Annotated in this window: 1 pseudogene; it reads right to left on the bottom strand. The window is 35.5% G+C overall.

The window, feature by feature from the left end:
• Positions 1-221: 221 nt before the first annotated feature.
• Positions 222-734, bottom strand: a pseudogene (locus tag FQ084_RS13410) (IS5 family transposase); the annotation flags it as partial.
• Positions 735-1,166: the final 432 nt, after the last annotated feature.

The raw sequence follows: 1,166 nt of genomic DNA, 5'->3' as shown, positions 1-1,166 counted from the left end.
AAAATTATTCATTGGTTGGATGATTTATTTAGTAGCTTAGCTATTAATAATCAGTGGTAAACCACTTTCCAATCCGCCTTCCCTTTCGACTGGGTGGCATTATACGCGGTTTAAGGTGGGGGTCAAGCTAATACTAACTTTTATTTTATATATATCACAACTCATTGAAATGCAGGGTATTAAACAAAATAAATAGAGAGTCATTATAATAGAGCATGTCCTCAATTCATTTTGCAACCAATCATAATACAGGCCAAGTAAAGCATTGACTTAAAATTATGAGCCAACTTCTCATAGTAAGTCGCTATGCTGCGAAAGTGCTTAAGTCTTGCAAACATATTTTCTACCTAATGGCGTAACTTATATAAATAACGATCAAGTTTTGGGTTAGGCTTTTTAGCATTCTTCCTTTTAGGAGTAATAGGTATCATGCCATGCATGTGAGCTTTATCTCTGATAGCTTATGAATCATAGCCTTTATCAACGATAAAATAGTCAGCTTGACCTATGAGCTCAATCAATTTATCTGCAACTTGACTGTCTTAAACTTCACCCCCAATGATTTTAAAATCGAGTGGATATCCATCGGCATCACAGGATAGGGGTATCTTTGTAGTTGCTCTGCCACGACTTTGTCTGATTGATCGAACTTCACCAGGCCGAGCTCCACTTGCATGTTAATGACACCGTATATAACTTCCGTCGGTGAATACCCATCCCGTATCAATTTCTTTTCATAGGCTAAAAAAATTCTCCCATAAGCCATTCTTTGACTATCGGTTAATGCTTGTCTAGCTATTTTTCTATATATTTTATTTCTTCTAAAATATAAGGTTTATTTTAGCGGCTCTAACCATATTTTCCAATTAGGAACATGCTCTAGGAGTGTAAAAAGAGATATCACTTTATTGAGGTGTAAGAGTATTAAGCTGTCTATATACAAATGATTAATATCTAAAAGCAAGACAGTCTTTCCGAAAAAAATAATTCTTAGCTATGACTCAATACTTTCTACAAATTAAAAATTACGCTTTGCACAATGATATAAAGCTCACCAAGCTCAAATAAGAGAGTTTGCCCTTAAAACCCAAATCCGCAGACAAAGAAAACCCCCTTACACAAAGTGCAAGGGGGTTTAGCTTTAAGAATAGAGAGCTGACGATGAC

Source organism: Psychrobacter sp. ANT_WB68 (assembly GCF_008369115.1).
In the GTDB taxonomy this organism is placed as follows: domain Bacteria; phylum Pseudomonadota; class Gammaproteobacteria; order Pseudomonadales; family Moraxellaceae; genus Psychrobacter.
This window is presented reverse-complemented; position numbering and strand designations above follow the sequence as displayed.